The 24,769-nt window shown below is 68.5% G+C and carries 28 protein-coding genes; 10 read left to right on the plus strand and 18 right to left on the minus strand.

Features of this window, described 5'->3' with window-relative positions; translation table 11 throughout:
* Positions 1-106: 106 nt before the first annotated feature.
* The 3 genes from J0J01_RS00035 to J0J01_RS00045 form a co-directional block, all read right to left on the minus strand.
* Positions 107-610 (minus strand): hypothetical protein, encoded by a 504-nt coding sequence (locus J0J01_RS00035; protein ID WP_296378035.1) that lies wholly within the window; start codon positions 608-610, stop codon positions 107-109.
* 357 nt (positions 611-967) lie between these two features.
* Positions 968-2,095 (minus strand): integrase arm-type DNA-binding domain-containing protein, encoded by a 1,128-nt coding sequence (locus J0J01_RS00040; RefSeq protein WP_296378036.1) that lies wholly within the window; start codon positions 2,093-2,095, stop codon positions 968-970.
* Positions 2,096-2,366: 271 nt separating this feature from the next.
* Positions 2,367-2,519: a hypothetical protein gene (locus J0J01_RS00045; protein ID WP_296378037.1), complete on the minus strand. Its 153-nt coding sequence runs from the start codon at positions 2,517-2,519 to the stop codon at positions 2,367-2,369.
* Between the two features lie 117 nt (positions 2,520-2,636).
* Between J0J01_RS00045 and J0J01_RS00050 the strand changes: the two genes are divergently transcribed.
* Positions 2,637-3,083: a GNAT family N-acetyltransferase gene (locus tag J0J01_RS00050; protein WP_296378038.1), complete on the plus strand. Its 447-nt coding sequence runs from the start codon at positions 2,637-2,639 to the stop codon at positions 3,081-3,083.
* Positions 3,080-3,718 (plus strand): thiamine phosphate synthase, encoded by a 639-nt coding sequence (gene thiE / locus J0J01_RS00055; RefSeq protein ID WP_296378039.1) that lies wholly within the window; start codon positions 3,080-3,082, stop codon positions 3,716-3,718. Before J0J01_RS00050 ends, thiE begins: the two co-directional genes overlap by 4 nt.
* On the opposite strand, the gene J0J01_RS00060 is transcribed toward thiE, so the two are convergent.
* Positions 3,684-5,270, minus strand: a complete 1,587-nt coding sequence (locus J0J01_RS00060; protein WP_296378040.1) for an ABC-F family ATP-binding cassette domain-containing protein — start codon at positions 5,268-5,270, stop codon at positions 3,684-3,686. The two genes, thiE and J0J01_RS00060, sit on opposite strands and share 35 nt — an antisense overlap.
* A 152-nt stretch (positions 5,271-5,422) precedes the next feature.
* Between J0J01_RS00060 and J0J01_RS00065 the strand changes: the two genes are divergently transcribed.
* Positions 5,423-5,803 carry a cupin domain-containing protein gene (locus J0J01_RS00065; protein WP_296378041.1) on the plus strand — a complete coding sequence of 127 codons (381 nt, stop codon included), beginning with the start codon at positions 5,423-5,425 and terminating at the stop codon, positions 5,801-5,803.
* On the plus strand, positions 5,800-6,426 hold the full coding sequence (locus J0J01_RS00070) for a nuclear transport factor 2 family protein (protein WP_296378042.1): 627 nt from the start codon (positions 5,800-5,802) through the stop codon (positions 6,424-6,426). The genes J0J01_RS00065 and J0J01_RS00070 overlap by 4 nt, the downstream gene beginning before the upstream one ends.
* Before the next feature lie 10 nt (positions 6,427-6,436).
* Here the strand turns inward: J0J01_RS00070 and epmA are convergent, their stop codons facing one another.
* Positions 6,437-7,444, minus strand: coding sequence for an EF-P lysine aminoacylase EpmA (epmA, locus tag J0J01_RS00075; RefSeq protein ID WP_296378043.1), 1,008 nt, complete (start codon positions 7,442-7,444; stop codon positions 6,437-6,439).
* 44 nt (positions 7,445-7,488) lie between these two features.
* On the opposite strand from epmA, the gene J0J01_RS00080 reads away from it, so the two are divergent.
* The 3 genes from J0J01_RS00080 (at position 7,489) to J0J01_RS00090 (ending at position 9,639) form a co-directional block, all read left to right on the plus strand.
* Complete coding sequence (locus tag J0J01_RS00080) at positions 7,489-7,839, plus strand: MmcQ/YjbR family DNA-binding protein (protein WP_296378045.1); 351 nt, start codon at positions 7,489-7,491, stop codon at positions 7,837-7,839.
* Between the two features lie 204 nt (positions 7,840-8,043).
* Positions 8,044-8,613 carry an elongation factor P gene (efp, locus tag J0J01_RS00085; protein ID WP_296378046.1) on the plus strand — a complete coding sequence of 190 codons (570 nt, stop codon included), beginning with the start codon at positions 8,044-8,046 and terminating at the stop codon, positions 8,611-8,613.
* Between the two features lie 186 nt (positions 8,614-8,799).
* Positions 8,800-9,639 (plus strand): inositol monophosphatase family protein, encoded by an 840-nt coding sequence (locus J0J01_RS00090; protein ID WP_296378461.1) that lies wholly within the window; start codon positions 8,800-8,802, stop codon positions 9,637-9,639.
* Positions 9,640-9,854: 215 nt separating this feature from the next.
* Here J0J01_RS00090 and J0J01_RS00095 read toward each other — a convergent pair whose 3' ends face one another.
* Positions 9,855-11,165 carry an amidohydrolase gene (locus J0J01_RS00095; RefSeq protein WP_296378047.1) on the minus strand — a complete coding sequence of 437 codons (1,311 nt, stop codon included), beginning with the start codon at positions 11,163-11,165 and terminating at the stop codon, positions 9,855-9,857.
* A 120-nt stretch (positions 11,166-11,285) separates the two neighbouring features.
* Between J0J01_RS00095 and J0J01_RS00100 the strand changes: the two genes are divergently transcribed.
* Genes J0J01_RS00100 through J0J01_RS00110 form a run of 3 tightly spaced genes read left to right on the plus strand, consistent with a single transcriptional unit; the run spans position 11,286 to position 14,384 of the window.
* Positions 11,286-11,678 (plus strand): OmpA family protein, encoded by a 393-nt coding sequence (locus J0J01_RS00100; protein WP_296378048.1) that lies wholly within the window; start codon positions 11,286-11,288, stop codon positions 11,676-11,678.
* Between the two features lie 24 nt (positions 11,679-11,702).
* Positions 11,703-13,220, plus strand: a complete 1,518-nt coding sequence (locus tag J0J01_RS00105) for a hypothetical protein (RefSeq protein WP_296378049.1) — start codon at positions 11,703-11,705, stop codon at positions 13,218-13,220.
* 3 nt (positions 13,221-13,223) lie between these two features.
* Entirely contained in the window at positions 13,224-14,384 is a 1,161-nt protein-coding gene (locus J0J01_RS00110) for a peptidoglycan -binding protein (RefSeq protein ID WP_296378050.1), read from the plus strand.
* Positions 14,385-14,403: 19 nt separating this feature from the next.
* Here J0J01_RS00110 and J0J01_RS00115 read toward each other — a convergent pair whose 3' ends face one another.
* The 12 genes from J0J01_RS00115 to J0J01_RS00170 are packed head-to-tail and all read right to left on the minus strand — an operon-like array spanning position 14,404 to position 24,760.
* Positions 14,404-14,940 carry a hypothetical protein gene (locus J0J01_RS00115; RefSeq protein ID WP_296378051.1) on the minus strand — a complete coding sequence of 179 codons (537 nt, stop codon included), beginning with the start codon at positions 14,938-14,940 and terminating at the stop codon, positions 14,404-14,406.
* An 11-nt stretch (positions 14,941-14,951) separates the two neighbouring features.
* Positions 14,952-15,386 carry a hypothetical protein gene (locus tag J0J01_RS00120; protein ID WP_296378052.1) on the minus strand — a complete coding sequence of 145 codons (435 nt, stop codon included), beginning with the start codon at positions 15,384-15,386 and terminating at the stop codon, positions 14,952-14,954.
* Between the two features lie 49 nt (positions 15,387-15,435).
* Complete coding sequence (locus J0J01_RS00125; protein ID WP_296378053.1) at positions 15,436-16,911, minus strand: DUF2252 domain-containing protein; 1,476 nt, start codon at positions 16,909-16,911, stop codon at positions 15,436-15,438.
* The gene (locus J0J01_RS00130; RefSeq protein ID WP_296378054.1) at positions 16,908-18,113 is read right to left on the minus strand and encodes a hypothetical protein; all 1,206 of its coding nucleotides are present in this window, start codon (positions 18,111-18,113) and stop codon (positions 16,908-16,910) included. The genes J0J01_RS00125 and J0J01_RS00130 overlap by 4 nt, the downstream gene beginning before the upstream one ends.
* On the minus strand, positions 18,110-18,676 hold the full coding sequence (locus J0J01_RS00135) for a tetratricopeptide repeat protein (protein ID WP_296378055.1): 567 nt from the start codon (positions 18,674-18,676) through the stop codon (positions 18,110-18,112). The genes J0J01_RS00130 and J0J01_RS00135 overlap by 4 nt, the downstream gene beginning before the upstream one ends.
* A complete protein-coding gene (locus J0J01_RS00140; RefSeq protein ID WP_296378056.1) occupies positions 18,673-19,539 on the minus strand; it encodes a VWA domain-containing protein in 867 nt (288 codons plus the stop codon). Before J0J01_RS00140 ends, J0J01_RS00135 begins: the two co-directional genes overlap by 4 nt.
* On the minus strand, positions 19,536-20,501 hold the full coding sequence (locus J0J01_RS00145) for a VWA domain-containing protein (protein ID WP_296378057.1): 966 nt from the start codon (positions 20,499-20,501) through the stop codon (positions 19,536-19,538). Before J0J01_RS00145 ends, J0J01_RS00140 begins: the two co-directional genes overlap by 4 nt.
* Positions 20,495-20,917, minus strand: coding sequence for a DUF4381 domain-containing protein (locus J0J01_RS00150; RefSeq protein ID WP_296378058.1), 423 nt, complete (start codon positions 20,915-20,917; stop codon positions 20,495-20,497). Before J0J01_RS00150 ends, J0J01_RS00145 begins: the two co-directional genes overlap by 7 nt.
* On the minus strand, positions 20,914-21,840 hold the full coding sequence (locus J0J01_RS00155; protein WP_296378060.1) for a DUF58 domain-containing protein: 927 nt from the start codon (positions 21,838-21,840) through the stop codon (positions 20,914-20,916). Before J0J01_RS00155 ends, J0J01_RS00150 begins: the two co-directional genes overlap by 4 nt.
* The gene (locus tag J0J01_RS00160) at positions 21,841-22,800 is read right to left on the minus strand and encodes a MoxR family ATPase (RefSeq protein WP_296378061.1); all 960 of its coding nucleotides are present in this window, start codon (positions 22,798-22,800) and stop codon (positions 21,841-21,843) included. It lies immediately after the preceding gene.
* Complete coding sequence (locus J0J01_RS00165) at positions 22,797-23,159, minus strand: DUF333 domain-containing protein (RefSeq protein ID WP_296378062.1); 363 nt, start codon at positions 23,157-23,159, stop codon at positions 22,797-22,799. Before J0J01_RS00165 ends, J0J01_RS00160 begins: the two co-directional genes overlap by 4 nt.
* Positions 23,159-24,760, minus strand: a complete 1,602-nt coding sequence (locus J0J01_RS00170; protein ID WP_296378063.1) for an arylsulfatase — start codon at positions 24,758-24,760, stop codon at positions 23,159-23,161. Before J0J01_RS00170 ends, J0J01_RS00165 begins: the two co-directional genes overlap by 1 nt.
* Positions 24,761-24,769 lie beyond the last annotated feature (9 nt).

Raw genomic sequence — 24,769 nt, forward strand, 5'->3', positions numbered from 1 at the left:
GGTGCATCTCGGCCAGAAACACCTCGCGGCGGGTCCGTTTGCGCTTCCCGCCGTACTCTGCGTCCGAAAAACTCAGCTGCTTCATCACCGCCTCCACCAGATCACTCTAGCAGAGCCGCTCGATCGACAGCTTGTTCAGAGAATCCCTAAATCTAATCTTTTCGACGCCCGCATCGGCCAAGACCAACATGATCTCGCGTGCATATGAGTACGCCTCTGGATCACTCGTCTGGAATTCGACCACGACATCATATTCGGATGCTTTGTTGTCCAGAGCGGCGACAAGCTGGTCGGCTTCTTCTGCCGACAAATGCCGTGAACCTGTGACGCGCTGGATTTCGGCAACGCGCTCGTTCGCTTCGGCGATTTGCTTTCTTTGCCCAGTGAGAAGGGCATCGGCAGCCGTGCTTGATATGTGGGCGAAGAGAACCTCACCTCCCACGCCTCCAAACACGAATATGTTGGCTAGGACGCTCCAGAACTTGTCCTTTTCATCGACAATCACACATACAAGTTCGATTCCGAGGCCGACGATTAGAACTACCGCGGATACCTCAGCCAGGATTCCAAACACGCGGTATCTCCACTCAAGCGTAGCATGGTCCGCCATGGCCTACATTCTCCCCCCGTTTGGCGCTGGCCGTAGACGCAGCGGCGCGATCAGCCTAATCGCGGCGGCCCTGAACGACCATCCCAAGGCTACCAGAGCCTATGCATGGTCCAGCCCGATAGCGATGAGCGTCGATTCCATGCCGTGCTGCATCTAGGCGGGATAAGATCGCCCTTGGATGCCGTGCGGCCGGCTATCGTGGCAGAGCGGCGCTCACAAGCGCGACAGGAGGAACTTATGGCCCATTTTGGAGTCGGGGCAGCCAAGGATGACGCGTCAGGCAAATGGCTTGCGCCGCTCCGGTGAGTTGTTATCGGGCGCTCAGTGAGGAGCGCCGCTTTCGTCGACGAACATCGCCTACCGCATCGCCGCAACTCGCGCGGCCGGGCGGAGCTTAACCACGTCAGCCGGCTGCGTCCCAAGCAACCCCAGCAACCAAGTCGACCACGCTTCCAGGGCTTCCCGGCGCTCGGCATCGTAGGTGGCGCGATTGTAGACGCTCATCATGCCCTCGAATGTGTGGTTGAGCATCTTTTCCACCACGTAGGGCGCGACGCCCATATCGTTGTTCCGAGTGCTGAAGGTCCGGCGCAGATCGTGCGCGGTCCATCCCCCGGCCTTGTAGGTGGCCCAATTCTGAACCGCTTCGCGGGCCGCCTCCCATGGATGCGCTTCCAACTGAGCCAGCGCCAACTCGGACAGCCAAACGCGATGCTCACGGCCGTTCTTAGAGGCGCTGGCTGGCACGATCCAATACTGCCCCTTGCGATCACCGTTGTAAGCCTCGCCCAGCCGTAGCCCCGTCGCCAGCAGGAAGCGCAGCACCGGACCGGGCTTGATATCGGTGGTCATGACGAACCGGATTTCGTCATCGCTCAGGACGCGCTCGCGGGCCTGCGGCGGTGCGCCGGTAATGGCCGCCGTGAGCTGCGCGGCCGGCGATACGGTGATCAAGCCATTGGCCACGGCGTATCCAAATAGGCCCTTGAACACGGCCAGGAGCGCACGTGCCGCAGGGCGGCCGCCCGTGCGAGCCCTGGGCAGCTTGGCGACGCGGTCGCGGTAGGAGCGGATAACAGCGGCAATGTCCGAAGGCTCGATATCCCGCACCCGCCGATCGCCCAGTTCGGGAATAATCGCGCGATCGACGTAGCCCCGGACCTGATCGGCCTTACTGTGGGTGTGATCGACCCGCTCGGCCAGCCACTGGCTAGCAACCTCCTCCACCGTCTCGTTGCTCATCTTGCGCTTGGTGGCCAGCTCGGCGGCCTTCAGGCGGGCCTCCCTGATCGACAGCCCCGGATAGGTGCCCAACGTCGTGATCGACGGCCGGCCCTTCTCCTTGCGGCGGAATTGCCACGTTCTGGTAAACTCGCCACGGGCCGACCGGACTCGGATATAGAGCCCGTTGCCGTCAGCGACGAGCCGTTCGTCTTTGCCCTTTTCGGGCTTGAGTGTGCGAAGCCGGGTATCCGTAAGTGCCATGTCGCTCCATTCTATCGCAGATTTGGGTAACCTTTGGGTAACCCTTTGCGATGGATGTGGGTGGACACTGGCGGACGGTGATGGGCGAAGGAGCCAATGGATTCGGTACTTCTAGAACGTCAGTAGACACCCACGGACACGCTATCCCTCTCAGGGCAAGATGTAGCCGGCCTGCGCGCCCGACGGAGTGCCGGGCCCGGTGACGCTCGCGCCGTTGCCGTTCTCCTCGACCTCGTACCAAGGCGCCGATTCCAAGAGGGCGAACGGTCGCTCAGCGCGGTGACGCGGCGATGCTCGGCGCCTCGCGCATGTTGCGCGAGGTGCCGGCGGCGGCGCCCCAGGCCAGGGAATAGAACTGCCAGAGCGCCACGGCGATCAGCACGACGAGCGCCAGCACCATCAGGAGGAACGGCCTGTTGTCCACGCGGCGATAACGAACATGTCGGCCCGAGGTCGCAGCGACGATATGGCCGATACAACTTTCGGCCCTTCTGTATCTCGTGCAAATTGCCCGACAAACCTGAGAAATCGAGGTGAGATCATGAAGCCTGTCGTCCGGCCCGTCATGGAAGCGGATTTCACGCAGTGGCTTCCGCTGTGGACCGGCTACAACACCTTCTACAAGCGGACGCTGCCGGACGAGATCACGCGCACCACCTGGGCGCGCTTCCTCGATCCCGCCGAGCCGGTGCACGCGCTGGTCGCCGAGCAGGACGGCCGGCTGCTCGGCCTCACCCACTACCTGTTCCATCGCGCCACGGCGACGATCGAGCCGAACTGCTACCTCTCCGACCTGTTCACCAACCAGCACGCGCGCGGCAAGGGGATCGGCCGATTGCTGATCGAGGCGGTGTACGAGGCCGCGCGCCGCGCCGGCTGCAGCCGCGTCTACTGGCAGACGCACGAGACCAACGCGGTGGCGCAGGTCCTCTACAACGGGATCGCCGACCGCTCGGGCTTCATCGTCTACCGCAAGCAGCTCCGATGACCGACTGCCGCCTCTACCTGATCTCGCCCCAGCGGATCGACCATCCGTCGATCTTCGCCGCCGAGCTGCGCGCCGCGCTCGACGGCGGCGACGTCGCCGCCTTCCAGCTCCGCCTCAAGGACGTCGACGACGCGGCGATCGCCCGCGCCGCCGACACGCTGCGGCCGATCTGCCAGCAGCGCGGCGTCGCCTTCATCCTCAACGACCGGCCCGATCTCGCCGCGTCGCTCGATTGCGACGGCGTGCATATCGGCCAGGACGACATGCCCTATCGCGAGGCGCGCCGCCTCGTCGGTCCCGATCGCCAGGTCGGCGTCACCGCCAAGGCCTCGCGCCATCTCGCGATGGAAGCGGCCGAAGCCGGCGCCGACTACGTCGCGTTCGGCGCCTTCTTCGCCTCCACCACCAAGACCGTCACCGCGCCGGCCAGCCTCGAGATCGTCGAATGGTGGAGCGGCCTGATGGAGGTGCCGTGCGTGGCGATCGGCGGCATCACCGTCGAGAACTGCCGGCCGGTGATCGCCGCCGGCGCCGACTTCCTCGCCGTCGCCGGCGGCGTGTGGAACCACAAGGACGGTCCCGAGGCCGCGGTACGGGCGTTCAATGACCTCTTCGCAGCTCGATCCGGCGCATAATGCCGATCGCCTCGAGAAACGCCTCGTCGTGGCTGACGACGATCAGCGCGCCGTCGTAAGCCTGAAGTCCCGCCTCCACCGCCGCGATCGACTCGATGTCGAGATGGTTGGTCGGCTCGTCGAGAATCAGGAGCGGCGGCGGATCGTCGCCCAGCACACAGGCAAGTCCCGCGCGCAGCATCTGCCCGCCGCTCAAGGTCGCGACGATCTGCAGGGCCGCGCCTGCGCGGAACATGAAGCGCGCCAGCGCGGCCCGGCAGGCATTTTCGTCGGCTCGAGGATTGATCTGCCGGAAATTGTCGCGGATCGACACGGCAGGATCGAGCAGGCTCACCTGCTGATCGAGCAGGGCGAAGCGCGTCATCACCCGCACGCTTCCGCTCGCCGGCTGCAGCCGTCCGGCGATCAGGGCCAACAACGTCGTCTTCCCCGAGCCGTTCGGGCCGGCGACCGCGACACGCTCGGGACCGACGATGTCGAACGACAGCTCGCGCAGGATCGGCCGCTCCGGTTCGTAGCCCGCGCTCGCGTCGTCGATTTTCAGCACGGTCTTGCTCGCGGCCAGGCCAGTCGACGGCAACGCCACGGTGAGCGGCTGCAGCACCTCGACCTTGCGCCGCGCCGCCGCAGCATCGTCGAGCGCCTGCGTGCGCAAACGCTCGGCCGTCCGCGCATTGGCGCCGCCGGTGTTCTCGCTGCGGCTCTTCATGGCGTTCAACTGGATGCGCGGGATGTCGCCGCGCGCCCGTGTGCGCGCGCCGCCACGATCCTTGCGCGCCTTGCGCTCCGCCATCTCCCGGGTGCGCCGCACGATCCCGTCGACACGGCGTTCCGCGTCGGCGAGCTGGTGCCTGGTCGCCGCCAATTCTATGGCCTTGCGCTCACGATAGTAGCTCCAGTTGCCGCCATAGCGCGTGGCGCCGAGCGTCGTCAGCTCGACGATGGCGTCCATGGCGGCGAGCAGCTCGCGATCGTGGCTGACGACGATCGCACCGCCGTCCCAGCCCGCCAGCAGGTCGATCACCGCCCGCCGTCCCGCACGATCGAGATCGTTGGTCGGCTCGTCGAGCAGGATGAAGTCGGGCTCGGCGAACAGCAATGCGGCCAGCCCGACGCGAGTGCGCTGGCCGCCCGACAAGGTCGACAGCCTGGTCTGCGGTGCCGCGTCGAGCCCGAGCCGTGCCAGCGCCCCGGTGAGGCGCGCTTCCAGCGTCCAGTCGGCGCGGGCGAGTTCTTCGGCGTCCGCCTCGCCCGCCTCGGCACGTTCGAGCAGCGCCAGTGCGGGGCGCACGTCGAACAAGTCGGCCACGGTTTCGTCTGCACCGACCTGCACCGCCTGGCGCAGCACGCCCAGCGTGCCGTTCACCGACACCCGACCGGCCTGCGGCACGAGATCACCGGCTATGAGCTTCAAGAGCGTCGTCTTGCCCGCGCCGTTGCGGCCGACGAGCCCGGCGCGCTCCGCGATGAAGCTCAGACTTATGTTGGAAAGAAGTAGTCGGCCCTCAGGCGTGGACCACGACAGATTGGCAAGAGCGATGGAAGCGGACATGGATTTCCCCGGCGGCAAGACAGAGCGACGTTGCGGTCGGGAAGAAATCCATTGCTCTCGGTGTCCTCGTGGATGAAGGGGCTTACATAGTCGCGCGTTGCAATTTGTTCAACCTTGCACGCAAAGTGCGCATTGATTAGGCTGGCTCAACCATGCCGATCGTCGACACCGATACGCTCCCGGAAATCCTGATGCGGACGGGCGTGGCCGGTCGCTGGCTGTCCGGTCCCGAGCACGGCGCTGCAAGCGTCAGCGTGCTGCGCAACTGGGTCGAGCCGGGTGTCACGATCCCGCGCCATCTGCACGACCAGGAGGAGATCGTCCTGGTCGAGGCCGGTGAGATCTGGGTCGAGATCGACGGCAAGCGCGACGAAGCCAAGCCGGGACAGACGGTCATCATTCCACCACGTGCCGCTCATGCCTGGGGCACCGAGCACAGCAAGGCTCAGGTGCTGTTCATCTGGCCGGTGCTCGATCCCTTCGCGCCGGGCAGGAGCACCTATCTGGAGGGCGAGCCGCCAACCGTCGCATGATCCAACGACGCACCATCTTCACCAGGCTGCGGCACGCCCTCTTCGCGGTGGCGGTGGCCGCGGTCGCCCTGCCCTCGGCCTTGCGCAGCGCACAGGCCAAGGAGACGGCGCCGCTCGACCGCAAGGCGATGCTCGACCTGTTCGACAGGCACGTGAACGCCGAGCTCGCGGGCAATCTCGACGTCACCATGGCGACGATGAGCGACAGCCCTCACCTCAACCACGTGCCGACCATGGCCGGCGGCGTCGGCCGCGACGGCGTCCACGCCTTCTATCGCGACCATCTCGTCGGCAAGTTCTTTCCGCCCGACGTGAAGATGACCTCGGTGTCGCGCACGGTCGGCGAGACCGGCATCGTCGACGAGGTGGTGATCGGCTTCACCCATACGACAGCGATCGACTGGCTGCTGCCGGGCGTCGCGCCGACCGGCAAGCCGGTCGAGATGGCGGTGGCGGTGATCGTCGGCGTCGAGGACGGCAAGATCACGCACGAGCACATCTACTGGGACCAGGCGAGCGTGCTGGTCCAGATCGGCCTGCTCGATCCCAAGGGCCTGCCGGTCGCCGGCGCGGAGGTCGCCCGCAAGGTCGCCAATCCCAGCCTGCCGTCCCGCCGCTACTGAGACGGCCCGATCAGCGTACCGGCAGCCACAGCACGTCCTCGATGTGTGCGGCCCCGGTCGCCAGCATGACCAGGCGATCGAAGCCGAGCGCGATGCCGGCGCAATCCGGCAGGCCGTGATCGAGCGCCGCCAAAAAGTCCCCGTCGACCGGCCAGCGCACGCCGTATAGCCGCTCCTTCTCGGCCATGTCGGCCTCGAGCCGGGCGCGCTGGATCGCGGGATCGGTCAGCTCGCCAAAGGCGTTGGCCAGCTCGACACCGCAGGCATAGAGCTCGAAGCGCTCGGCGACGCGCGGATCGCCGGGCTTGGCGCGGGCGAGCGCCGCCATGCCGATCGGGTACTCGCACAGGATGGTCGGCCGGCCGACGCCGAGATGCGGCTCGATCCGGTCGAACATGATGCGGAAGAAGACGTCGTCCCACGAATCGCCGTCGTGCTTCCTGACGCCCGACAGCCGCGACAGCGCGTCGGCGTCGCCGCCCCTGTCGCCGATCGTCGCGAACAGGTCGACACCGGCATGGCGCTCGAACGCCTCCGCCACCGTCAGCCGCTCGGGGGTCGCGCGCGGATCGCAGGTCCTGTCCTGCCAACGCAGCTCGTTCGCACCGGTCAATGCCAGCAGCGCGGCGCAATCCTCCATGATGGTCCGGTAGCCCGCGCCGGCACGGTACCATTCGAGCATGGTGAACTCCGGATGATGCAGCGCCGAGCCCTCGCCGTTGCGGAACACCCGGGCGAACTGGAAGAGCTGCGGCACGCCGCCGGCCAGCAGCTTCTTCATCGCGAACTCGGGCGAGCTGTGCAGCCAGCGGATGCGCCCGATGCCGTCCGGCGTCTTCCATTCCGTGGTGAAGCCCGCGAGATGCACCTCCGCGCCCGGCGCGACCTGCAGGATCGGCGTCTCGACCTCGACGAAGCCGTGATCCGCGAACCACTGGCGCATCGCCGCAAGGATGTGCGCCCGCGCCTGCAGGTACGGCAGGCGGCGAGCAAGCTTGTCGGCGCGCCAGTCGGTCATGCCCGACCATCGCACGCGCCGTCCGCGCCGTGTAGGGTGATCGCGTGACGCCCAAACAGATCGACCGGTTCTGCGCCAGCCTGCCCGCCGCCACGCGCATCGTGCAGTGGGAGGGCGTCGCCGTATTCAAGGTCGGCGGCAAGATGTTCTGCCTGATCGCGCCCGACGATCATTCGGTCGGCCGCATCTCGTTCAAGTCGGCGCCCGAGCACTACGACGCGCTGAGCCGCTCACCCGGCTTCCGGCCCGCCCCCTACCTCGCGCGCGCCAAATGGGTGTCGGTCGACGATCCGGCGGCGCTGACCGATGCCGAAATGAAGGCCTATATCAAGCGCGCGCACGCGGTGATCGCCGCGGCGCTGCCCAAGAGGAAGCAGAAGGAACTCGGCCTCTAGTCTTTCGCTGGGGGCGCGGGCGAGCGCCAGGGCCTCGACCGGCCGCTGCCGCCGCACCACCAGAACCGGCATTGCGCAGCCGGCGTAACACGCCCAAAGGCTGCCAAGTTGCAGGTACCGCCGCCCTTTGATACAAGCCCGCGCCGGCCTCGCCCTGACCTGGGTACGAGGCCGAATTCCATTCATCGACCGAGCGGTAACCTTATGAAAGTCCAAGTAAACTCGATCCGCGCCGGCAACGTCATCGACTACAACGGCAAGCTCTGGGTCGCTTCCAAGGTGCAGCACATCAGCCCCGGCAAGGGCGGCGCCTTCGTCGCCATCGAGGCCAAGGCCCTGCGCGAGGGCAACAAGCTGCAGGAGCGCTTCCGGTCGGGTGAGATGATCGAGCAGGCGCACATCGAGGAGCGCGACTGCACCTACCTGTACAAGGACGACAACGGCTACACGTTCATGGACAAGGAGAACTACGAGCAGCTCTCGGTCGGCGGCGACGTGCTCGATCCCGACCAGGCGCGCTGGCTGCAGGACGGCATGGAAGTCCAGGTCTCGCTGCATGAGGGCTCCCCGGTGGGCGTCACCTTGCCCAAGAGCGTCGTGCTCGCCGTCACCGAGGCCGACGCCGTCGTGAAGGGCCAGACCGCCTCCTCTTCCTACAAGCCCGCCGTGGTCGAAGGCGGCATCCGCGTGATGGTGCCGCCGCACATCGCCGTCGGCACCCGCCTGGTGATCAACACCGAGGACGGCAGCTACATGGAACGCGCCAAGGACTGAGACAGATCTTCGTTGAGTCCCCTCCCCCCGAAGGGGGAAGGGTTAGGGAGGGGGCTTCAAGGTGATTGTTTCCGATTCTGTGGCTTTCCCCCTCCTCTATCCTCCCCCTGCGGGGGAGGAGGATTGAAAATGACATTGCCCCCTCGAGATAGACCTGTCGCCCGAGTCGGCCGCGGCCCCCTCGTCATGGGCCGCGAGCGTTCCGGCCCGCCCGAGCGCAAGTCGCTGGCGCCGCGCTCGGCCACGATCACGGTGATGATCCGCGCCGTCTTCGCCGCGGCCAAGTCGCTGAAGCGCGACTTCGGCGAAGTCGAGCAACTGCAGGTTTCCGAGAAGGGCCCGGGCGATTTCGTCAGCCGCGCCGACATCATGGCCGAGCGCACGCTGCGCAAGGAGCTCGAGCGCACCCGTCCCGAGTACGGCTTCCTCGGCGAGGAAGGCGGCGAGACCAAGGGCGACGGCCGCAACCGCTGGATCGCCGATCCGCTCGACGGCACCACGAATTTCCTGCACGGCGTGCCGCACTTCGCGATCTCGCTGGCGCTCGAGCGCGACGGCGAGGTGATCGCGGGCGTGATCTACCAGCCGATCTCCGACGAGTTGTTCTGGTCCGAGAAGGGCAACGGCGCCTTCATCGACACGCCCAACGCCCGCTCGCGCCGCCTGCGCGTCTCGGGCCGCAAGGATCCGGCGCGGGCGCTGGTCGCCACCGGCATCCCGCATGTCGGCCGAGGCGATCATCCGACGTACTTGAAGAAGCTCGAAACCGTGATGGGCAAGACCGCCGGCGTGCGCCGCTGGGGCGCCGGGGCGCTCGACCTCGCCTTCGTCGCCGCCGGCCGCTACGACGCCTTCTTCGAGTTCGGCCTGGCGCCGTGGGACGTCGCCGCCGGCCTGCTGATGGTGCGCGAGGCGGGCGGCCTGGTGAACGAGGTCGGCGGCGGTGCCTACGCCCTCGGCACGTCGACCAGCATCCTCGCCACCAATGCCAGCCTGCGCGACGCGATGGTCGAGATCCTCGCCTGATCATCGGACCGCGCCACTCCAGCGGCGCTCATGATCCTCCGGACTGCCGTCGGGGACGGTCCACCCCAACGCGCGTTTTCGATGTAAGAGGACAAGGGTACCCGGGGGCCTGCTCTCCCACGGGAGGTGTCCGCGAGACTTTGAGACTCGACGGCCCACAAGCCTTGCGCCGTCGGCATTCGATCGAGTCTCACCGCATGAGACTCGTGAGAGTCCTACTTCTTCTGCAGCACATCGAGCAGCACCAGGCTCATCGCCTCGGCGCCGGTGCGGATGCTGGGCTCGGGAATGGGCGCGAACTCCGGCGAATGGTTGCCGGGAATCGGCTTCTTGGCCGCCATCGCCTCGGCGTAAGCCTTGGGATCGAGGCCGCCGATGCTGAAATAGAACGACGGCACGCCGGCGATGACGAACTCCGAATAGTCCTCGCTGGCCGAGCCGGGCTCGGGCATCAGCCGCGCCTTGTCGCCGAACGCCGCCTTCAGCACCGCACCGCTGCGCGCGGCCAGCGCGTCGTCGTTGACCACCGCCTTGGCGCCGGCGGTGAGCTTGATCTCGGGCTCGGGCGCATTGGCCATCATCGCCACCGCCTTGGCGGTGCGCTCGATGCCGGCCAGCATCCTGGTGCGGGTCTCGTTGTCGTAGGAGCGGATGGTGCCGCGCACCGTCGCGGTGTCGGGGATGACGTTGCCGGCGTTGCCCGCCTGCACCGAGCCGACGGTGATGACGCCGAACTTCGCGGCATCCTTCTCGCGGCTGATCACGCTCTGCACGTCGACGATGAAATGCGCCGCCATCATCACCGGGTCGATGGTGGTGTGCGGCCGCGAGCCGTGGCCGCCCTTGCCGACGAAGGTGATCTGCAGGCCGTCCGAGGTCGAATTGATGACGCCGGGCTTGTAGCTGACATAGCCGAACGGATAGGGCCCGACATGCAGGGCGAAGCCGTAGTCGGGCTTGGGGAAGCGCGTGAACAGGCCGTCCGCGACCATGCTGTGAGCGCCGCCGCCGCCCTCCTCCGCCGGCTGGCCGACGAACATCAGGGTGCCGCTCCACTGGTCCTTCATCTCGAGCATGGTCCGGGCGACGGCAGTCCAGGCTGCCATGTGGATGTCATGGCCGCAGGCATGCATCACCGGCGTCTCGGCGCCGCGCAGCGTCTGCTTCGCCTTGCTGGAATAGGGCAGACCGGTCTTCTCCTCGAGCGGCAGGGCGTCGAGCTCGGTCCGCACCATGACGGTCGGGCCGGGGCCGTTCCTGTAGATGCCGACGATGCCGGTCTTGCCGACGCCTTCGGTGACCTCGTAGCCCAGCGCCTTCAGCTCGGCGGCGAGCTTGGCCGCCGTGCGCTGCTCCTGGAAGCCGAGCTCGGGATGCTGATGGATGTCCCTGTAGAGCGCGTCGAGGCGCGAATACTGCGCGTCGAGGCTGCGCGCGATCGCCGCGCGCGTTCCGGCCACGTCGGCTGCCTGTGCAGCACCCGGCAAGAGCGCCAGCAGCAGCCCGAACGTCCTCAATCTCGCCATGGATCTCCCCTCAGCCGTTCGCCTCGAGGTTACCCCGCGCCCTATTGGCCGCGCCACCGTCATTGGCTATTGTCGCTCGGGTGTCTCCCCGTCCGGGGCCAAAAAATCCTTGAAGGACTGATGCTTATCCCAAGCTGTTCGGTCGCCGTACGGCGCGTCGCCGTGGCCGTGGCGATGCTGTGCGCGACGGGCGCCATCGCCCAGCAGGCGCTCCCCGCGCCGGCCGTCACCGTTCCCTTCGTAGCCCAGTCGGTCGAGATCGCCGAGGCCGGCCGCGGTGCGCTCGACGGGCTCGCCAGGTCGCTGTCGGAGCGCGGCGTGCGCCAGCTCGAGGTGCGCGGCTATGCCAGCGGCGAGGATACCGGCGATGCCCGCAAGATGGCGCTCGCCCGGGCGCTCGCGGTGCGCAGCTACCTGATCGACCAGGGCGTCAAGGCGCGCATCGAGGTCGGCGCCAATGCCCAGCCGGCGCGGACCGCGCCCAAGGAGCGCGTCGACGTGGTGTTGCAGTGACGGCGCCCGCATGAGCACCCCCTTATGAGCAGCCCCTTCCCCTACCTGATCCGCATGCTGGTGTTCCTCGCCGCCGTGGCGGGGCTCGCCTGGGTGCTGCACGAGGACCTGCTGCGCATCTTCGAGCACACGCCGACGCTCGACAGCGTCATCCTGGCGGTCCTGGCGCTCGGCATCTTCTTCGTCTTCCGCCAGGTCGTCATCCTGTGGCCGGAGATCCGCTGGATGCGCCGCTACATGACGCGCGAGCCCGACGCGCCGCCGCCGGAAGCCGAGTCGGTCAACCTGCTGGCGCCGATGGCCGCCATGCTGGGCGAGCGGCAGGACGAGATCCGGCTGTCACCGACCGCCACGCGCGCGGTGCTGGACGGCATCGCGACCCGGCTCGACGAGCGGCGCGAGCTCGCCCGCTACATGATCGGCCTGCTGATCTTCCTCGGCCTGCTCGGCACCTTCTGGGGTCTGCTGCAGACCATCGGCGCGGTCGCCGACGCGATCAACAGCCTGCAGGTCAATGCCGGCGACGCGGTGCAGATGTTCGCCAAGCTCAAGGGCAGCATCGAGGGCCCGCTCAAGGGCATGTCGACGGCGTTCGGCGCCTCGCTGTTCGGCCTCTCGGGCTCGCTGGTGCTGGGCTTTCTCGAATTGCAGGCCAGCCAGGCGCAGGGCCGCTTCCACAGCGAGCTCGAGCAGTGGCTGGCGCGCGCCACCAGCCTCGGCGGCTCGAGCCTGGGGCCGATCGCGGCGCAGAGCGTGCCGGCCTATATCGAGGCGCTGCTCGAGCGCAACGCCGAGAGCGCCGACGGGCTGATCCGCGCCGTGCAGTATGTCGAGGAGAGCCGGCAGGCGGGCGTGGCCGGCAATGCCACCCTGGTCGAGCGGCTGGCGGCGCTGGCCGAGACCATGCGCGAGCAGCAGGGCCTGCTGGCCCGCTTCACCGAGATGTCGATCGAATTGCGCGGCGCGGTGGCGCGGCTCAGCGAGCGCTTCACCGCCGCCGAATCCGACAGCCAGGCGGCGATCGCCCACCAGCAGGCCATCGAGGCCCATCTCGGCCGGCTGGTCGAGGAGACGCTGCGCGCCCGCACCTCGATCGCCGAGGAGCTGCGCGGCGGCCTCGATCGCCTCGCCCAGGAGCAGGCGCGCAGCCGCACCCAGGTCGTCGAGGACATGAGCCGCGAGATCGGCCGGCTCGCCGCGCGGCCCGACGCCGAGGCCAACCGCGAGGCGCTGGCCAACCTGCAGCGCGCGGTCGAGGGCCGGCTCGCCCGCCTGGTCGAGGAGAACGAGCGCAACCGGGGCGCGCTCGCCGAGGAGATGAGGGTGGCGATCGGCAAGCTCGCCGACCGCTTCGCCGACCTCGACCGCGATTCGGTCTCGGCGCACCGGCGCAACATCGAGGTCAACCTCGCCCATCTGGTCGAGGGCACGACGCAGAACCGCATCGCGCTCGCCGAGGAGATCCGCGGCGAGATCCGCCTGCTCGCCCGCACCATCGCGCTGACCCAGGTGCAGCGCCAGGAAACGCCGACCGGCGAATAGCCCATGGCCGCCATTTCCCGCCGCCGCGAAAGCGCCGACTACACCTGGCCGGGCTATGTCGACGCGCTGACCACGCTCCTGATGGTGCTGATCTTCCTGCTGTCGATCTTCAGCGTGGCGCAATTCACCCTGTCGACCGTGCTGTCGAGCCGCGAGACGGCGATCGACACGCTCAACAAGCAGATCGGCGACCTCGCCAGCCAGCTTTCGCTCGAGAAGCGCTCGGCCGAGGATCTGCAGAAGGACGTCGCGCGCCTCACCCTGCTCAGCCGCCAACTGCAGGCCGAGCGCGAGAAGCTCAACGCCGACGTGACGGCGCAAAAGCGCAGCGCCGACGACCTCAAGGCCGAGCGCGACCGCCTCAGCGCCATGCTCAAGGACGCGACCCGCGAGGTCGAGACCAAGGCGGCGACCGCCGGGGACATGCAGAAGGAGATCGAGCGGCAGAAGCTCGAGCTGACCCGGCTCGCCGCGGCGCTGGCGGCGGCCAACAACGAGAAGGGCAAGCTGTTCTCCGACCTCACCGAGGAGCAGAAGCAGACGGCCGAGCAGAAGGCCAACACGGTGCGGCTGGCCGCGGAGATGAATGCGCTGAGGCAAGAGCTCACCCGGCTCAACGCCGCGCTCGAGGCGGCCGACGCCAAGGCCAAGGAGCAGAACGCGCAGATCATCGACCTCGGCCAGAAGCTCAATAGGGCGCTCGCCAGCAAGGTCGAGGAGCTGGCGCGCTACCGCTCGGAGTTCTTCGGCAAGCTGCGCGAGGCGCTGGCCGGCCAGCGCGACGTGCAGATCGTCGGCGACCGCTTCGTCTTCCAGTCCGAGGTGCTGTTCCCGTCGGGCTCGGCGCAGCTCCAGCAGAGCGGCGAGAAGCAGCTCGCCTCGGTGGCGCAGCGGCTGGTCGACATCAGCAGCAAGATCCCCAAGGAGATCAACTGGGTGCTGCAGGTCGACGGCCACACCGACAACAAGCCGATCAACACCCGCGAGTTCCCGTCCAACTGGGAGCTCTCCGCAGCTCGCGCCATCGCGGTGGTGAAGTTCCTGAACGCGCAGGGGATTCCCAACGAGCGGTTGGCCGCCGCGGGCTACGGCGAGTACCAGCCCCTGTCGATGATGGACACCGCGCGCAACCGGCGCATCGAGCTCAAGCTCACCAACCGCTGAGCCCGCGCGAGCGGCGCCGTCAGGGCTTGGCCTTGGCCAGCTTGAAATCGCGCCAGCTCAGCACGCCGGTCCAGTTCTGGATGGTCGGCCCGTCGATCTGCTGCTTGAGCACGTTCGCGCTCGGCCGCCAGGTCATCGTGCTTTCGCCCGAGACGCCGGCGAAGCGGCCGGAGCCGCCGTTCAGGGTGAGCTTGCCGCGACAGCCGAGCAGCAGGTAGCCGGTGCACTCCCATTCGCCCCAGGCAGCAGCGGCATCGTCGGCGACGAACGAGCAGGCGCCGCCCCCGGTCACGCGACGGCTGCCCTGGTCGACCTTGACCATGGCCGAGCAGGTCACCCGGCCGGCCTCGATCGGGCCCTCGTCGGTCTCGACGAACATCGGACCGGCCACCGTGCCGGCGATCGTCGCCTGCTTCTCGGCCGACCGCACGATGGCGCCGTTGGCGACGGCAATGGCGAAGGCGTTGAAGACCTGCGGTTCGTCCTGCGCCAGCGCGGGCGCGGTTGCGATCAGCAGCGAAGCACAGAGGGCAAGCGGGCCGTTGAACATCCTCATGGTGGCTGCCCTCACTTGAAATCGATGTAGACGGCGTCGGCGCCGAGCGACAACGCCAGTCCGCTGCGACGCGTACGCAGGCTGATCATCACGCCGTTGGGATTCTCGAGCCACATCTCGCCTCCGCCCTTGTCGCCGAGCGCAGAGCCGTAGCGCGCCTGGCCGTAGGCGCCAGGAAACTGGTTGAGCTGCTTGAGATTGTAGACGTCGCCGTAGGCCTGCATCTTGGAGATGCCGAAACCGCCGACGCCCAGCCCGCCGACCGAGAAGCGATGGCTCTTGCCTTCGAAATGCAACGTGCCGCCGCCGACATTGCCGCTGCCGATGAAGGCGACCTGAACCTGCTCGATCTCGATCGTGCCGGTCTTGATCCTGTCCTGCGCCCTGAGGCCGGCCGGCATGGCGGCGCCCGCCAGGACTCCGCCTAACAACATTCGTCTACGCACGCTCGTCATCTCCCCTACTTTCAGTTGAGCACATCGGCCGGTGGGCAAGCTAGCCCACACCGCGGGCGACCTCGATGCGGCCGCTGCGCTGCGCCTTCTTGAGCGCGGCGTGATCCTGCTCGGTCTGCTTGGCATAGGCCAGCGCAAAGGTGCCGATCGCCTCGTCGAGCGCGGCCGAGGTGCCGCAATAGCCCGCGATCATCGCCGGGTCGCCGCTCTTGGCGTGGGCCAGCGCCAGGGCCCAGCCGCACAGGCCGCAATACTCGACAAAGCCCGACAGGTTGGCGGTCTCGTGCTCGCTAAACTTCACGCTGCCCTTCATATCGGCGAGCTGGCGGACATAGAAGTGCCGGCCGTCGACCTCGCCCCAACCGAGGAAGATGTCGGGCGAGCCCTGGGTCAGGCGCTGGCCGATCACCACCCGCTCGCCGTGCTGGCGGGTATGCAGGTCGAACGACACGTAGGGCGCCAGCACCGAGGGCTGCGCCTGCTTGACCTGCAGGAACAGCGGGTCGTCGGCATCAACGCCCTGCAGCAGTAGCACCCAGCAGCTGGTGCCGACGCTGCCGACGCCCACCACTTTGCGCGCCGCGTCGACCAGGCGGTAGCGCGACAGCAGCGCCTGCCGGTCGGCGGTCAGCGACGCGACGTAGGCGTGCAGCATCTCGTCGAGCGCGACGTCGGCCGGCAGGCCGCTGTCGGAATGGGTCTCGCGCACGATCAGCGGCACGTCCTCGATCAGGCGGTGCTCGCCGTCGACCTTGGCGGTGAGCTTGTCGAGCGCCTGGACGTGGCCCTTGGTGCGCGCCTTGCTCATGAAGCGCTCGGCGCCGGCACGCAGGCGCGGCGAGATCGCGTCGAGCACGGCGCGGTCGTCGATGCGCTCGTACCAGACCTGCAGGTAGCTCATCTCGGCGTAGCGCCGCATGCGCTTGCGGTAGGATTTGACGCATTCGCGCGCCGCCGCCTCGGCCTGAGCGCGGTCGCCGCCCATGAAGCGCACGGCGACGGCGGCGCTGGCGGCGAGCCGCTTGAGGTCCCATTCCCACGGGCCGGGATGGATCTCGTCGAAGTCGTTGATGGCGAAGATCAGGTTGCGCTCGGCCGAGGCATAGACGCCGAAGTTGGAGACGTGCATGTCGCCGCACGCCGCCACCTGCAAGCCGCTGACCGGCGTCGCCGCCAGGTCGTCCGTCATCACCGCCGCCGAGCCGCGCAGGAAGGTGAAGGGCGACGCCAGCATGCGGCCATAGCGCACCGGCACCAGCTTCTGCACCCTGAGCTCGTTCTGCTTCTCGAGGATCGCCACCGGATCGGGCCGGTTGGCGCGCGGCGCGTACTCGGCATGGACGCTGCGCGGCACTTTCTGGCGCAGCGCCTTGCCGGCCGCCGCGCGCTCCTCGACAGAGGGCCGCGGCTTCATGAAGGTCTGGACCAGCGCCTTCTCGCCAACCGCCTCGTGGAGGCCCTCGTGCAGGCGCTGGTAGGCCGGATCCAGATTGGCCGTGAGTTTGGCCGCGGTCATGGTAGCCCTCCTGTCGAAAGCGGATTGAGCGGCGGAAGGGCAGTTGTCAATCGATGGTGCGTTTGGCGGAGGCCGGCGACGCCCCGCAGCAGCGCCCGGCTGCGCGCCGGCGTCCACGGCGCCCCGGCGAACAGCGCCTCCTCCAGCGCCTCGGCCAGCGCGCCGCCCTCGACCGCCCGCGATGCACGGCGGCGCCAGACGGTGAAAGCGCTGTAAACGGCAGGCAGGTCGCCCGTCCGGCAGGCGTCGGCGAGATCGCGATAGGCCTTCGGCTCGGACACCAGCCAGCGGTCGCGGCGGGCGTCGTACCACCGCCGGACCCCAGGCTCGATCCGCCGCTCGACGGCCAGCAAGACCAGCAGCGCCAGCATCGGCAGGAGGAATAGCCAGGGATCGGGCGGTGCCGGCGGCGCTGCAACCTCGACGGTGACGGCCGGCAGCGTCGGCGTCTCGAGCCGCCGCGCCCCGAGGTCCCACCAGAGCTGAGCCAGCCCGGCCAGGGTGAACCGGCCGCCGGCCTCGAAGACGTAGGTCGCCCTGTCGATGCGCCGGCCGGTCACCGCGCCGCGATCCTGCCGGTCCTCGCTCTGCGGCGGGTCGACATAGACCCGCACGCCCTGCGGCGCGGCAAAGACGAGCGCGGGCATTGCCATCGCCGGCACGTCGTCGGCCTCGCGCGTCACGATGCGCACCAGCGCATCGCCCGCCTTGAAAGGGCCCTTCGGCGCAGGGCTCCATTGCTCCGACAAGGTGGCGTGCGCGGTTGCGATCAAGGGCTGCGTGGCATCGACGCCGGGCGGCACGGCTATTTCGACCGACGCGGTCGGGCCGGTTGCCGTGCCCGTCACGGTGCCGTCGCGATCGAGCAGGCTGACCTGGGGGGCCGGCACCTCGAGCCTGCCGCCGCGGCGGGCGTAGAGCGCGAACTCGAAGCGCTGGCCGGTGTAGGACGCGCCGTCGATCCGGTCGGACATGGTCGTGGCCTGGCTCTCGAAGCGCAGGATCTGGGCACCGGCGATCTCGGGAAGGACGACCCGCGGCGGCCGCGTCATCTCGCCGGCGAACAGCACGTCGACATAGACGGCGACCCGCTGGCCGATAAAGCCGTTTTCCGGTTTGACGCTGGTCCGCACGACCACCGGCTGTTGCGCGAAAACCGGCGCGGCGAGCAGCAGCGCCAGCAGAGCGAGGACGGCCCTCACGGCTTTTGCTCGAGCTGGAACAAAAAGCGCGAGCGCAGGAACTCGGCCGGCCGCGGCTCGATGCGCTTCAGCCACAGCGCGCGCACCGACTGGTCGGACATGGCGCCCTCGGTCCGCGTGTCCTGTCCGCCGCTCTTCTTGTCCTTGTCGTAGACGATCTGATCGGCGCCCTCGCGCTGGTCGCCGGCGTCGCTGCCGCTCTTGTTGATCTTCGCTCCGCGCGCCGCGGCGAGCGCGCGATTGGCCATCGCATCCGCCCAGCCCGGCCGCAGGGCCAGCGCCTGGTCGAGGCGCTGGATCGCTTCGTCGTACTTGCCGAGCATGATCAGCGCCGTGCCCTGGTCGTAGGCGGCATCGGCGATGTCGATCCCGCCGAAGGTCTCGGCGGCAGCCTTGAAGTCGCCGGCGCGGAACTGCGCCACGCCGCGGCGCATCGGATCGGCGAACTCGGCGGCGGCCTCGGCGTAGCGGCCGGCCGCCATCAGGCGCTGGCCGCGCTGGTCGGGCGTCGACCACACGTCCTGCCAGCCGATCAGCAGGAACAGGAGCGCCAGCCGCTTCATGCCAGCACCCAGCCGCGGCGGAACCAGCCGATCGCCAGCAGTGCCAGCAGCGGCGTCAGCCAGTAGCCCGCCTCCTGCCAGCGCTCGCCCTCGCCCGGCGCCGCCGGCGGAGCGCCAGCCGTCGCGAAACGTCGCGACAGCGCCTTGATGTCGGCATCGTCGACGGTGACGCGCACGATGCGCTGGTCGACGACCGGCAAGGGCGTCGGCTCGGGCAGCATGGCAAGCAGGGTGAACGGCGCATCGAACGCCTGCCCCGGCGCCACCGCGTCGGCGACGACCAGGATCGAGCCGCCCTGCCCGCCCTCCTTCAGGATGCGGCCGGCGAGCGCCACCGCTTCGTCCAGCCGGTCGCCTTCGCGCGGCATGATCGCCGGCGACAGCGCATGCGCCAGATCGAGCACGATGCCGCGATCCTGGGTCGGCGGCAGCACCAGATGGGCCGAGCCCGAATAGGCGATCAGCCCGGCCGGCATGCCGTCATGTGCCTTCAGGAGATCGGCGATCTTCTGCCGCGCGCGGTCGAGGCGGCTTGGCGCCAGGTCACCGGTGGTCATCGACGGCGTAACCTTGAGCACGATCATCAGTGGCCGCTCGGCATCGGCGAAGGGCGACGGCTCGCGCTGCCACGCCGGCCCCGCGATCGCCAGCGCGCCGACGATCCAGCCGACCAGCAGCAGGTCGTGCGGCGCGATCCGCCAGCGCGAGGAACCGCCGACCACCAGCAGCTTGAGCAGGTCGGGCTCGATCACCCGCGCCCAGCGGCGCGTGGTGTCCGAGGCGCGGCGGCTCGCCAGCCACAGCAGCAGCGCCGGCACGATCAGCGCCAGCGCCCACGGCCGCAGGAAATGGAGCTCGCTCATGCCCGCCGGACCTTCGGCAGCTCTATCAGCATCGCCAGCAGCACGGCGACCAGCAGCGGCAGCCAGAAGAAGTCCGTCTTCGGCCGGAAGCTCACCGTGTCGACCTTGCGCGTCTCGATCCGGTCGAGCCGGGTGTAGATGTCCGCGAGCTGGGCGCGATCCATCGCACGGTAGAAGCCGCCGCCGGTCGCCTGCGCCACGTCGCGCAGCGCGGCTTCGTCGAGCTTGTCCTCGCCGGCCGCGGCGGGATCGCCGACGGCGATGGTGTGGATGGTGATCTTGTGGTCGTGCGCCACGCGCGCGGCATCGGAAGGCGGCACCTTGCTCGCGGTGTCGTTGCCGTCGGTCAGGGCGATGATGGTGCGGGCGGGCACGGTCGAGCGCGCGAACAGGTTGACGCCGAGGCCGATGGCATCGCCCAGCGCGGTGCGCGGGCCCGCCATGCCGACCTGCATCTCCTGCACCAATTGGCGGCAGAGCTTCAGGTCGGTGGTGAACGGCACCAGGCTGTAGGGCGCGTCGCCGAACACCACGACGCCGACCCGGTCGCCTTCGCGCCTGGCGAGGAACTCGTCGAGCACCTGCTTCACCGCGGTCAGGCGGTCGACCTGCTGGCCAGCGGGATCGGTGAAGTCCTTTGTGTCCATCGAGCCCGAGAGATCGACCAGCAGCAGCAGATCGCGCGCCGGCTTGTCCTTGTGCAGCGGCGGCTCGATCCATTGCGGCCGCATCAGCGCGCCGAGGATCAGCAGCCAGGCGAGCGCCAAGGCGATCGAGCGCCAGACGCCGCGGCGGCCGACCACGATGCCGGGCCGCGGCTCTAGCCCGGTGAGCGCGACCAGGCCGGCGAAGAACGGCACCCGCACGCCGCGCCGGCTCTGCGCATAGGGCGGCACGAAGCGCCAGACCAGCCACGGCAAGGGCAGCAGCAGGGCGAGCCAGGGGTGCGCGAAGGTCAGCATCGATGACGCTCGATCCAGCGCCGCGCCTGGGCGACCGCGGCATCGCGATCGCCGCGGCCGCCGTAGGTCATCTCAAGCAGCGCGGTGTTCGCGAACGCCGTGCCGCCGGTGCGGTCGAGGAAGGCGAGCCACGCCGCGCCGCTCAGCGACGCCACCTGCTCGCGCGGGAACGCCGCCAGTGCCGCGCGCTTCAGGATTGTGGAGATGTCGGCGCCCTCCGCCGTTGTCAGCGCGCGCAGGGCCTCGCGCCGATAGGCGTTGCGTCGCCGGTGACGGGCGGCAGCGGCCACCGCGACGCCGGCCGCGACGGCGCAGACCGCCCCGACCGCCCACCAGCCCGGCGCCGGCGGCCAGAACGACACGTCGGGCGGCACGACGATGTCGCGCAGGTTGGAAAGGTCGGTCGGGTCGCTCATGCCGCCGGCCTCATCCGGCGGCCGATCAGGGCCCGCAGTTGCTGCGCCGGATCGAGATCGGTGCGGATCGGCAGCACCGGGATGGCGCGCTGCAACGCCGCCCGCTCGATGCGAGCGCGGCCCTCGACGAAGCCCGCCGCGAAGCGGCGGCGCAGGTCGGCGGCCGAGAGATCGACCTCGATCTGGCGGTCGCCCTCGGCCAGCACGGCGCGGCCGATGTCGGGCAGGTCGGCCTCCAGCGGGTCGTAGACGAAGATCGCGATCAGGTCGTTGTGCGCGGCGAGCCCGGTGGCGAGCTTCATGGTCTCCGGCGTCTGCCCGGAGCCGTCGGAGATCAGCACGACCAGGCAGTCGTGCTTGGCATAGCGCGACGCGCGGCGCAGCGCCTCGTCGTACAGGCCGGCATCCGGCGGATGCGGCACATCGGCCTTGAGCGCGTTGTTGTGCCGGACCAGCGCGCCCAGCAGGCGGCGGACGCCGGCCTGGCGCGCCTGCGGCTCGATCTCGTCGATTCCCTGCTCGGAGTAGACGATGCCGCCCACCCGGTCGCCGAGCGAGGCGACGCGGAATGCCGCGAGAGCCGCGACCTCGGCCGCGACCACCGACTTGGTGGCGCGTTTGCTGCCGAAGAACATCGATACCCGCTGGTCGACCAGCAGCAGGACCGGCCGGTCGCGTTCCTCGCGATAGACGCGCACGTAAGGCGTGCCGAGCCGCGCCGTCGCCGCCCAGTCGATGGTGCGGGTGTCGTCGCCTTCGTAGTAGTGCCGCAGCTCGTCGAAATCGAGGCCGCGGCCGCGCAGCCGCGAGGCGTGCCGGCCGGTCAGCAGCGAATGCACCGGCTGGCGCGGCAGGAAGCTGAAGCCCCGGGCGCGATGGTCGAGCTTCAGTAGGTCGTCGAGCGTGACCCAGGCGCGCGCCATTCAGCCCGCCACGGCGACCCGCGCCACGATCTCGTCGATCACCTTGTCCTTCGACACGCCCTCGGCGCTCGCCTCATAGCTCAAGGTCAGGCGATGGCGCAGGCAGTCGTGCGCGATCGCCTGCACGTCGGTCGGCAACACGTGGTCGCGACCGTGCAGCCAGGCATGGACGCGACTGCAGCGGTCGAGCGCCAGCGAGCCGCGCGGGCTGGCGCCTATCGTGATCCAGTCCTCGAGCTTGCCGCCGAAGTCGGCCGGCCGCCGGGTCGCGGCGATCAGCGCCACGATATAGACCTCGATCGCCTCGACGCTGGTCACCGCGTCGATCTCGCGCCGGGCGGCGAAGACCGCCTGCTGCGGGATCGCCGGCGGCAGCTCGTCCTTATGGTCCTGCGCCTGCTCGCCGCGGACCAGCCGCAGCACCTTCGCCTCGTCGCCGTCGCTCGGATAGTCGATGCGGATATGCATCAGGAAGCGGTCCATCTGCGCCTCGGGCAGCGGATAGGTGCCCTCCTGCTCGATCGGGTTCTGGGTCGCCAACACCATGAACAGGTCGGGCAGCCGGTAGCGCTTGCCCGCCACGGTGACCTGGCGTTCCTCCATCGCCTCGAGCAGCGCCGACTGCACCTTGGCCGGCGCCCGGTTGATCTCGTCGGCCAGCACCAGGTTGCCGAACACCGGGCCCCGGCGGAACTCGAACGTGCCGTCGCGGTAGATCTCGCCGCCGGTGACGTCCGACGGCAGCAGGTCGGGCGTGAACTGGATGCGGCTGAACTCCGATTCGAGCGCCCGCGACAGGCTCTTGATGGCGCGCGTCTTGGCGAGGCCCGGCAGGCCCTCGACCAGCACGTTGCCGTTCGCCAGCAGCGCGATCACCAGCCGCTCAACCACGCGCTCCTGGCCGATCACCGACGCGTTCACCCGCTTCTGGATTTCCCCGACTTGCTCGCGTGGCGTCATGTGCAGGTGCCCGAATAGTAGGCCTCGGCGCTGCAGGTCTTGCCGTTGGGCAAGGCGCAGGCCTTGGTGGCGTCATCGTAGCGCCCGCCGGCGATGGCGCAAAAGCGCGACGCCGGCGTGAGGTAGCAAGTGACCTTCAGCCCAGCCGCCGGGCACTGGCCGCGAAACAATGCCCATTCCTCGCATTGGCGATTGTCCGCGAAAACACGAACGCCGAGTTGCCCGCCGTCCGGCCGCTGCTCGATCTGCAAACTACCGCCACTCGCCACGCAGCGCTGCGAGGCCGGGTTGGCGAACTGCGCCTGAGCCCAGGCTCTGGTGCAGCTCGCCAGCCAGATCGCCCCCGCGGGACGGCGCATCAGCGCGTCTTGATGGCGGCGTTGACCTTCTCCATGACCTGATCGATCGAGAACGAGGCCGGCCGCTGGCGCGGCGGGAAGTCCTTGTAGGTCGCCAGGTAGGCCGCGACCTTGGAGATCGCCGGCAGCATGAGAAACGCGTGCTCCATCGTCCATCGCTCGTAGTAGGCCGAACCGTCAAAAGCATTCTCGAACGGATCGGTCATCAGGTCGATGATGATCGGTGCGCGGACGGCGGTGGTCGGCATGCGCCACACGTCCATGCCTTTGGAGAACTGGACGTTGAAGTTGTATTTGAAGCGCTCGTCGCGATAGGCCATCAGATCGCCGTCGTCGCTGAAATAGACGAACTCCTTGCGCGGCGACTTGGTCGTCTCGCCCTTCAGCACCGGCAGCTGGTTGTAGCCGTCGAGATGGACCTTGAAGGTCTTGTTGCCGGCCTGATAGCCCTTGAGCAGCTTGTCCTTGAGGTCGGCGTCGCCGCCGCCCGCCGCCACCAGCGTCGGCAGCCAGTCTTCGGCCGAGAACAGCCCGTCGATGATCGTGCCCGGCTTGATGACACCTGGCCAGCGCGCCGCGCATGGCACCCGGACGGCACCTTCCCAGTTGGTGTCCTTCTCCGAACGGAACGGCGAGGCGCCGCCGTCGGGCCACTGGTTCTTCATGGCGCCGTTGTCGGTCGAATAGATCACCAGCGTGTTGTCGGCGATCTTCTGGTCCTCGAGGAATTTCAGCAGATCGCCGACCTGGCCGTCATGCTCGACCATGCCGTCGCCCTGGATGCCAAGGCCGGTCTTTCCGTCCGACGCCGGCTTGAGATGGGTGAAGATGTGCATGCGGGTCGAATTGAACCAGCAGAAGAACGGCTTGCTGGCCTTGACCTGCCGCTCCATGAAGTCCTTGGCCGCGGCGAGGAACTCCTCGTCCACCGTCTCCATGCGCTTCTTGGTGAGCGGTCCGGTATCCTGGATCTTGCCGTCGGCCGAGGTCTTCAGCACGCCACGCGGGCCGAATTTCTTGCGGAACTCCGGATCCTTCGGATAGTCGGGATTCTCCGGCTCCTCCTCTGCATTGAGATGGTAGAGGTTGCCGAAGAACTCGTCGAAGCCGTGCGCGGTCGGCAGGAACTCGTCGCGGTCGCCGAGATGGTTCTTGCCGAACTGGCCGCACATGTAACCGAGCGGCTTCAGCATCTCGGCGATGGTCGGGTCCTCCTTCTGCAAGCCGACGGTCGCTCCCGGCAGGCCGACCTTGGTAAGGCCGGTGCGGAACGGACATTGACCGGTAATGAAGGCGGCACGGCCGGCGGTGCAGCTCTGCTGGCCGTAATATTGCGACATGATCGCGCCCTCGTTGGCGATGCGATCGATGTTCGGCGTACGGAAGCCCATCATGCCCTTGTTCCAGACCGAGAGGTTCCACAGGCCGATATCGTCGCCGAAAATGACGAGGATGTTGGGCTTCTTCCCGGACGCCGGCGTTGTCTGTGCCTGGGCTTGCTCCACCGCCCGGTCGAGCCCGACTGCCCCCAGCACCGCAAGCGATGCACCGGCCAGCATGCGGCGCCGGCCGGCCTTCACTTCCTTCGACTCTTCACTCATCATTCCACT

It is taken from the genome of Reyranella sp. (genome assembly GCF_017305915.1).
Taxonomy (GTDB): Bacteria; Pseudomonadota; Alphaproteobacteria; order Reyranellales; family Reyranellaceae; genus Reyranella.